Genomic DNA, 7,509 nt, shown 5'->3' with positions numbered 1-7,509 from the left:
CTCACCCCATCCTGACGCACAGGGCTCGAGCGGGAGCGCTTGTTCAGTCGCGCGTGGATCTTCGTGGGTCACGAATCAGAGATCCCTCAGCCCGGCGACTACGTGGTGCGGCGAGTGCTCGACGACTCGTTCATCGTGGTGCGCGACGAGAGTGGCTCCGTCAAGGCGATGTTCAACATGTGCCTGCACCGAGGAATGCAGGTGTGCCGGGCGGAAATGGGCAACGCCTCGCACTTCCGCTGCCCGTATCACGGCTGGTCGTACCGCAACGACGGACGAATCGTGGGGCTGCCGTTCCACGAAGAGGCGTACGGTGGCGAGGCTGGCTTCAATCGCAAGGGAGCCCGCCTGCTTCCGGCGCCGAGCCTCGACAGCTACAACGGGTTGATCTTCATCAGCATGGATCCGGATGCGCCACCGCTGATCGACTACCTCGGCGATTTCGCTTTCTATCTCGACTACTACACGAAGCAGAGCTCCTCGGGCATCGAGCTCCGCGGCCCGCAGCGCTGGCGGGTGAAGGCGAACTGGAAGATCGGCGCAGAGAACTTCGCCGGCGACATGTACCACACGCCACAGACCCACACCTCGGTGGTCGAGATCGGCCTCTTCCGCGAACCGAAGGCGGAGAAGCGTAAAGACGGCAACACGTACTGGGCGGGCAACGGCGGAGGCACGACCTACAAGCTTCCGGAGGGAACGCTCGAGGAGCGGCTGCGCTACGTGGGCTACCCCGACGAGATGATCGACCGGATGAAGGAGGTCTGGTCCCAGGACCAGCTCAATGTGATCGGCGAGAACGGCTTCATGATCTCGGCGGCCTCGATCTTCCCGAACATGAGCTTCGTGCACAACTGGCCGAAGGTGGAAGACGGCGACGACGTGCTCCCGTTCATCTCGATCCGTACCTGGCAGCCGATCAGCGAGAACGAGACCGAGGTGCTTTCCTGGTTCGCCGTCGACGCAGCGGCACCGGAGGAGTTCAAGGCTCTGTCGTACAAGGCGTACCTGATGTGCTTCGGCAGCACGGGGATGTTCGAGCAGGACGATGTGGAGAACTGGGTGTCCCTTACGAACACCGCGAAAGGGAATATGGCGCGGCGCTTGCTGCTGAACAGCCGGATGGGCGTGCTGAAAGACGGCAGATTCGTCGTGGAGCCGCTCGGACCGGACGCGTTCTCTGGCCCGGGCGTGGCCCACGTCGGTTACGGAGAGTACAACCAGCGGCATCTGCTCGAGCGCTGGGCGGACTACCTCGAGACGGAGCCGACCGCGCTGATCATCTCGTCGGTGGGGATGCCGGAGGGGCTGTCATGACCGAGGCGCGCTGGGTTCGACTGAAAGAGTCGCCGCTCGGAGCACATACGACCAAAGCCACGCGGGTGGGGAGTTCGTTGTCGTTCTCGGACGGCCTGCATCTGGAGACGCACAGGTGGCTCGTCGAAGAGGCATACATCCTCGACGAGCAGCGGTACGAGGACTGGCTCGACCTCATCGCCGACGATGTGCACTACATCATGCCCGTGCAGGTCACTACCGCGCTCGGCGCCGGGTACTCGACGTCTCCGGGCATGGCGCATTGGGACGAGAACAAGTACTCCCTGAGCCGGCGGGTCGCCCGCTTCCTCACGGAACACGCCTGGACAGAGGATCCGCCCTCCCGGCTCCGTCACTTCGTCACGAACGTGCGCACCTTCGAGAGCGACGTCCCGGGCGAGGTCGTCGTCGATTCTGCGGTGCTTCTTTTCCGCAGTCGCGGCGACGTGCACGAGCCCGCGGTGATCTCGGCCGGCCGCGAAGACGTTCTGCGACGTGTCGGCGGCGGGTTGCAGCTCGCACGCCGAACCATCACGGTCGACGAGTCGGTCTTGCGCACACAGAATCTGGCGATCTTCCTATGAAACTCGAATGGGAAGGCGAAGAGGACGACCGCATCGCGGCCATCGCAGCAGCAGACGAACGTCAGCGGCTCGAAGACCAGCGGGTAGGGGCTCCGATCTCGATCGCCAATGAGTTCTCGGAGATCCGGGTATCTCGCGTGGAGACACGCAACGGCTCCCGGCTCCTGATCGAGTCGCCGCGATCCGGGCAGTGGGTCGCTCTCGATCCGCTCGAGCTCGAGGCGCTGACCTGGCAGACTACGGCGACGTTCTCCGCCATGATCGCCCAACCGTTCGCACCGATGTTCCCTGAGATAACGCCTGAAGAAGCAGGAGAGGAGTGACACATGCCTGTCGTGAAAGCGGATCTCGGGCTCTGTCAGGGCTACGCCAACTGCATCATGGCCGCGGGAGACTATTTCGATCTCGATGACGACGGCGTCGTGATCCTGCTCAGAACAGAGGTCGACGAGGCCGACCGGAAACGGGTCACCGAGGCGGCGAACAGCTGCCCGGTTTCCGCGCTCCGGGTGGAAGACGAATGACGACAGCGATTGTCGGTGCGTCGATCGCGGGGGTACGGGCCGCGCAGGCGCTTCGGGCAGAGGGGTATCGCGGAGACGTTGTGCTCATCGGCTCCGAGCCCGTGCTGCCCTACGACAAGCCGCCGCTGTCGAAGGGATACCTCGTCGGTGCAGGTGCAGCCGAGGTCACGCTCCTCACGGCGGCGGAGGCGCTCGAGCTTAACATCGACCTTCGTCTCGGTGTGCCGGCGGTAGGTCTGGACCGTGCGTTGTCGGAGCTCCGGCTGGCGAATGGACGGCGGGTCGGCTTCGATGACCTCGTGGTGGCGACCGGCGTCCGCGCGCGGCCGTCGCCGTGGGGTGAAGGCGAGGGAATCCATGTGCTGCGGACACTCGACGACGCAGACCGGCTGCGCGCCGAGCTAGTTCCCGATCGCAGGATCATCGTCATCGGAGCGGGCTTCATCGGCGCCGAGGTCGCCGCGACCGCTCTTGGGCTCGGAGTCGATGTCACCCTGGTCTCGGCGACACGCGACCTGATGTCACGCCGGCTCGGTGACGAGATTGGCGCCCTCTTCTCGCAGAAGCACTCCCGGCATGGCGTACATGCGGTTCTCGGACGGACGGTCGCGCAGATCGACGGTGCGAAGGGAGACTTCCGCGTGCTCCTGGATGACGGTTCCGAGCTCCACGGTGATGTCGTCGTCATCGGCATCGGGGCAGTGCCGAACGTCGAATGGCTCGAGGACTCAGGGCTCGAGATCGACGACGGTCTCGTCTGCGACGAATTCCTCACGGCACTCGGCGCCCCGGAAATCCATGCGATCGGCGATGTTGCGCGGTGGCGGCATCCGGTTCGCGGCGATCTCACCCGTCTTGAGCACTGGACGAATGCGGTCGACCAGGCGCGCTGTGTCGCGCACAACATCGCTCATCCCGACGACCGACGCTCATATCTGCCTGTCGAGTATGTCTGGAGTGACCAGTTCAACTGGAAGCTGCACATCGTCGGTCGCACGACGGCAGTCAACCCCGAGATGGTGACGGACCCTCGAACACCCGACCGGATCGCGTCTCTGTACTCTCAGAATGGTCTGTCATTCGACGGGGCAGTGGTACTGAATTGGCCCCGCGCTCTCGTCGAAGTCCGCCGGTCCATCGCAGCGGGATCGTCGCTTTCCGACGTTCGTGTACGACTGGGCCGGCTGCTCGAATCGGCGTCCGGATAGACCTGGACGGGATCGCCTTGCCCTTGATGGCGGCCCTGAGGGCCGGCAGGAACGATACAGTTTCTGTTGTGCAGAGAAATAGAGCAGCCGACGGAGTCGATGCGGCTCCGCAATACCGATCGAGTCGGTCGACAATGCCCTGAAACTCCTGCTCCTGCTCGGTGAGAAGAACGAACTTCGACTGACGGACGCCAGCAAGCACCTGGGTGTCGCGACCTCAACGGCGCATCGCATCCTCGCGATGCTTCAATGGCGAGGATTCGTGCGGCAAGACCCGCGAACGAAGACATACGGGCCAGGGCCGTCGTTGACCACGATCGCCTTCTCGGTGCTGAGAAAGATGGACATCCCGCAGATCGTGCAACCGATCCTCGAGGAACTCAGCCACCAAGCCGGCGAGACGGTTCACCTCGGCACGCTCGACGGCAACTCCACTCGCTTTCTCGCAGTCTCGGAACCGACGACGGCGGTGCGAGTCGCTTCACGGTTGGGCAAGGAGATGCCGGCCCATTGCACCTCCACGGGAAAGGTTCTCCTGGCGCAGCTCCCGCGAGAACAATTGGACCGTCTCTACCCCGACGAGCAACTCTCACAGGTGACTCCGCAGTCGATCCGTACCAAGACCGAGCTCCTCGCACAACTGGATCTTGTCGCGAAGCAGGGCTATGCAACGAACCGGGAGGAGAGCGAGGAGGGCGTGGCCTCGGTGGCCGTGGCCGTTCCCTCGGCGAGCGGGCTGCGGTTGGCGATCAACGCATCTGCCCCGGTGTTCCGCTTGCCTCCCCGCAAGGTGAAGACCCTCGTCGCACTCCTCGATGAGGCAGCCGTACGTCTGGCCGACCTGACCTCCTGAAGGCTCGTCGTCTCTTTCCCCTGCGACCTGGTGCAGGGGTCGTTCGGCGCGTTCTGAAGAGAGCTCGAGCCATGCTGGACTGTTGGCGCCGCGCAAGCTATTGTGTCTTCTAGTTAGGAACAAGTTCTGCTCAGCAGATAAATATGCGAAGAGGATGATCAATGCAGATCGTACTGGTGCACGGCGGATGGGTAGGCGGCTGGGTGTGGGACGGCGTCGCCGACGAATTGCGCAGAATGGGGCACGAGGTGATCGCGCCGACGCTGCGCGGTCTCGAAGACGGTGACGTGGACCGCTCCGGCGTCACGATGAGCATGATGGCGCGCGATCTGATCGATCAGGTAAGAGAGCTCACCCAGCTCGACATCGTGCTCGTCGGTCATAGCGGCGGAGGTCCGCTCATCCAACTCGTCGCTGAGGCGATGCCCGAGCGCATCGGCCGGGTCGTCTTCGTCGACGCCTGGGTGCTGCGCGACGGCGAGACCATTAACGACGTGCTCCCCGATCCGTTGGTCGCAGCGACGAAGGCGCTTGCGAGTCAGTCCGACGACAACACCATCGTCATGCCGCCTGAGCTCTGGGCCGCGTCTATGCAGGACATGTCCCCGTTCGAGCAGCAGCAGCTCGCCGCGCTCGAGCCGAGGCTCGTCCCAGCGCCGGCAGGCTGGTCCGATGAGCCGATCCGCCTCGACCGGTTCTGGGCGAGCAGCATCCCGTCAAGTTATGTGTTCCTCGCTCAGGACCAGGCCGTTCCCGCTGAGATCTACCAGGCCGCGGCCGGGCGGCTTGATAGTCCGCGCACGATCGAGATCGACGGAAGCCATTTGGTGATGCTCACGCATCCGGAGAGGCTCGCACGGGCCCTCGACGCCGTCATTGCCTAACAGGCCTGGGGAAGCTATGGATTCGATTTCACGCCCAGACGACGTCGCGCCGATCTCGTACACCGAACTGGCGCCGTCGGGTGCGCCTGCTCGGTGGATCGTCCTCGTGCACGGGGGTGGTGCCTCGAACGAGTACTATCTCGAGACGCCCGACGGCCGACAGGGCTGGGCGGCACGATTCGTATCGCATGGCTACGGTGTGCTGGTGGTGGACTGGCTGGGGTTGTCCTATGAGGCGGCCCAACACGTCGATGATCGTGCGGCGTCTGCGCGGCTGGACTATGAGAGCGTGTGCCGAGGGATGGGCGTGTTCCTCTCTGGTCTCGGCCGGAACGTCGTGCTGGTCGTGCACTCGATGGCAGGTCCGATTGGCTTCCGCCTCCTAGAGACGCATGGCGATCTCATCGACGGGCTCGTAGCCGTCGCTCCGGGCCCGCCTGGAAATATACAGGCGGTGCCCGAGATCGTGAGGGAGTCCGACCAGGAGGTCTCCATCCGTGGAGCGGCCATCGACTGGACCATCCCGAAGATGGGTTTCTGGGAACCCACAAGCGCCTTCGTGAACGACAAGGCCATCGGACCCAGCCGGCGGTTCCCCCGCGAGTGCATCGAGGTGTTCCGCCGCACCCTTCGGCCGATCCCGGCCCGGATGCTTTATCAGCGTCAGAACATCGGTGGGAGCCAAATGAGGATCGGGCCGACCGACGCGTTCACGAACAAGCCGATTCTCGTCTTCACGGGTGGAGCCGATACCGACCACCCCTCGCAGCTGGATCAGGACATCGTGGCCTGGCTCACCGATCAGGGCGCCGCCGTCACCTTCTGGTCGTCCGAACTGCCTCTTCTCGCTGGGAACGGCCACTCGCTGATGGTCGAAGACAATAGCGACGAGATCGCTGACGAGATCGCGCGGTGGATCACGGCGCTCTGACTCGCCACCGTATCGTCCCGGCCATTATTTCAGCCGACCCGACGTCCCCAACAGCGGAGGAGAACGCCAGTCGTTTCCTTCGTGTCACTCGAGGGAACGCTGTGCCAGCTCGTTGCCGACTACGACTTGGTCGATCGGGCCCTTGCTCGAACTCCTCATTTCATACGTCTGGCGATGGACTCAAGGGAGATGTTCGCCGACGGCCGCGTGCAACTCCAGGTCATCGGTGGACAGCTGAGGCGTCTGCCACGACGCATCGAGACGATCGGTTCGCAGCTCGAACGGAACGTTCGGGCTGAGCATAAGGATGTTCCGAGACCTCCAGGAACGCGGATGGATCGGTTCGTTGGTCGGGGAGCTGACGACCACCCTGGTTGGCGTGGCGCTTATCGTCGCTGCGGTGCTACTTTCGGTCTCGGGGGGTGGCCCCCAGCTCGCCCCGACGTCGCACTCCTACCGTTCCTAGGGGCGGGGTGGTCGGCCTCGCGGGCAGGCTCCTCGTGCTGAGGCCGCTGCGCACCTCCTTGATGCGCACCACGCTGATCGCCGGATCCTGGCAAACTATCCCGCGACGCGAATTCGCAGGGGGTGTCGGCGCGACTTTCGATCGACGTACAGTGCCGTCCGTTAACAAACGATCGGTTCGTGCGACCGAACTGTCGAACGCCTGTGCATCGCTGCGGCGAGTTCCTCATGGCGCAGTACCTGGGTTTCGCTTCCGGAAGAAGATTTCACGAACCCCAGCGACACGGTGTTGCGGTGACGTTCGACGAAAGAGAAGAAGGATGGCCCGGCGAATCCCAATCGCGCGAAGTCTCGCCTTCGAAATGACAGAAGCGCTCCTGTGCTCGCGCGTCGGTTACTTCGCACCTTCTAGGTGTGACGTTATCAATTAGGGTGATGACGACCGGTGACGGGTACCGGTACCTGCTGAACTCTGTCGTGTCCGGTGACGGCGACCGCGACGCCTCGTCTGTGTTGACGCGGTATTACGCGGAGGCCGGGACTCCTGGCTCGATGTAGCGCCGAGGGGGTCGCTACTGGTCGGTTCCGACGTTGTGTTCAACCCAGTCGCGCAGATGCTTCAACGGGGCGGCTGCGCTGTGTCCGAGGTCAGTAAGTTCGTACTCCACGCGAGCGGGAACCTCGGGGTAGACGGTGCGAGTGAGCAGGCCGTGGTCTTCCGGAAAGTGTCAAGGCGGGTGAGA

10 protein-coding genes and 1 pseudogene are annotated in these 7,509 nt (G+C 63.8%); 10 read left to right on the top strand and 1 reads right to left on the bottom strand.

All coding sequences use genetic code 11. From position 1 onward, the window contains the following. Positions 1 to 63: 63 nt before the first annotated feature. The 10 genes and pseudogenes from B4F19_RS00355 to B4F19_RS00310 all read left to right on the top strand — a co-directional run bounded on the left by B4F19_RS00355 (position 64) and on the right by B4F19_RS00310 (position 7,324). Entirely contained in the window at positions 64 to 1,317 is a 1,254-nt protein-coding gene (locus tag B4F19_RS00355; protein ID WP_005054956.1) for an aromatic ring-hydroxylating dioxygenase subunit alpha, read from the top strand. Further along, the gene (locus B4F19_RS00350) at positions 1,314 to 1,901 is read left to right on the top strand and encodes a 3-phenylpropionate/cinnamic acid dioxygenase subunit beta (RefSeq protein ID WP_005054954.1); all 588 of its coding nucleotides are present in this window, start codon (positions 1,314 to 1,316) and stop codon (positions 1,899 to 1,901) included. The genes B4F19_RS00355 and B4F19_RS00350 overlap by 4 nt, the downstream gene beginning before the upstream one ends. Next, complete coding sequence (locus tag B4F19_RS00345; RefSeq protein WP_005054953.1) at positions 1,898 to 2,224, top strand: hypothetical protein; 327 nt, start codon at positions 1,898 to 1,900, stop codon at positions 2,222 to 2,224. Before B4F19_RS00350 ends, B4F19_RS00345 begins: the two co-directional genes overlap by 4 nt. A 3-nt stretch (positions 2,225 to 2,227) precedes the next feature. Next, a complete protein-coding gene (locus B4F19_RS00340) occupies positions 2,228 to 2,425 on the top strand; it encodes a ferredoxin (RefSeq protein ID WP_005054951.1) in 198 nt (65 codons plus the stop codon). Beyond that, a complete protein-coding gene (locus B4F19_RS00335) occupies positions 2,422 to 3,633 on the top strand; it encodes an NAD(P)/FAD-dependent oxidoreductase (RefSeq protein WP_005054949.1) in 1,212 nt (403 codons plus the stop codon). Before B4F19_RS00340 ends, B4F19_RS00335 begins: the two co-directional genes overlap by 4 nt. A gap of 112 nt (positions 3,634 to 3,745) precedes the next feature. Next, positions 3,746 to 3,898, top strand: a pseudogene (locus B4F19_RS00330) (helix-turn-helix domain-containing protein); the annotation flags it as partial. Positions 3,899 to 3,940: 42 nt separating this feature from the next. Then, entirely contained in the window at positions 3,941 to 4,486 is a 546-nt protein-coding gene (locus B4F19_RS00325; protein WP_223159176.1) for an IclR family transcriptional regulator, read from the top strand. A 161-nt stretch (positions 4,487 to 4,647) separates the two neighbouring features. After that, positions 4,648 to 5,370: an alpha/beta fold hydrolase gene (locus tag B4F19_RS00320; protein WP_005054944.1), complete on the top strand. Its 723-nt coding sequence runs from the start codon at positions 4,648 to 4,650 to the stop codon at positions 5,368 to 5,370. Positions 5,371 to 5,386: 16 nt separating this feature from the next. Continuing rightward, the gene (locus tag B4F19_RS00315; RefSeq protein WP_005054941.1) at positions 5,387 to 6,301 is read left to right on the top strand and encodes an alpha/beta fold hydrolase; all 915 of its coding nucleotides are present in this window, start codon (positions 5,387 to 5,389) and stop codon (positions 6,299 to 6,301) included. Positions 6,302 to 7,201: 900 nt separating this feature from the next. Next, on the top strand, positions 7,202 to 7,324 hold the full coding sequence (locus tag B4F19_RS00310; RefSeq protein ID WP_267189609.1) for a hypothetical protein: 123 nt from the start codon (positions 7,202 to 7,204) through the stop codon (positions 7,322 to 7,324). A 14-nt stretch (positions 7,325 to 7,338) separates the two neighbouring features. On the opposite strand, the gene B4F19_RS00305 is transcribed toward B4F19_RS00310, so the two are convergent. Continuing rightward, entirely contained in the window at positions 7,339 to 7,434 is a 96-nt protein-coding gene (locus B4F19_RS00305; RefSeq protein ID WP_370651862.1) for a hypothetical protein, read from the bottom strand. Positions 7,435 to 7,509 lie beyond the last annotated feature (75 nt).

Origin of the sequence: Microbacterium sp. UBA1097, assembly GCF_002313585.1 — a bacterium.
GTDB lineage: Bacteria > Actinomycetota > Actinomycetes > Actinomycetales > Microbacteriaceae > Microbacterium.
The sequence above is the reverse complement of the archived record's forward strand: the minus strand, read 5'-3'. Positions and strand labels throughout refer to the sequence as shown.

What these genes read in the sequence shown, in the direction of transcription:
- B4F19_RS00335 (WP_005054949.1), top strand. Translation starts at nt 2,422, where the DNA reads ATGACGACAGCGATTGTCGGTGCGTCGATCGCGGGGGTACGGGCCGCG.
- B4F19_RS00320 (WP_005054944.1), top strand. Translation starts at nt 4,648, where the DNA reads ATGCAGATCGTACTGGTGCACGGCGGATGGGTAGGCGGCTGGGTGTGG.
- B4F19_RS00340 (WP_005054951.1), top strand. Translation starts at nt 2,228, where the DNA reads ATGCCTGTCGTGAAAGCGGATCTCGGGCTCTGTCAGGGCTACGCCAAC.
- B4F19_RS00350 (WP_005054954.1), top strand. Translation starts at nt 1,314, where the DNA reads ATGACCGAGGCGCGCTGGGTTCGACTGAAAGAGTCGCCGCTCGGAGCA.
- B4F19_RS00315 (WP_005054941.1), top strand. Translation starts at nt 5,387, where the DNA reads ATGGATTCGATTTCACGCCCAGACGACGTCGCGCCGATCTCGTACACC.
- B4F19_RS00345 (WP_005054953.1), top strand. Translation starts at nt 1,898, where the DNA reads ATGAAACTCGAATGGGAAGGCGAAGAGGACGACCGCATCGCGGCCATC.
- B4F19_RS00310 (WP_267189609.1), top strand. Translation starts at nt 7,202, where the DNA reads ATGACGACCGGTGACGGGTACCGGTACCTGCTGAACTCTGTCGTGTCC.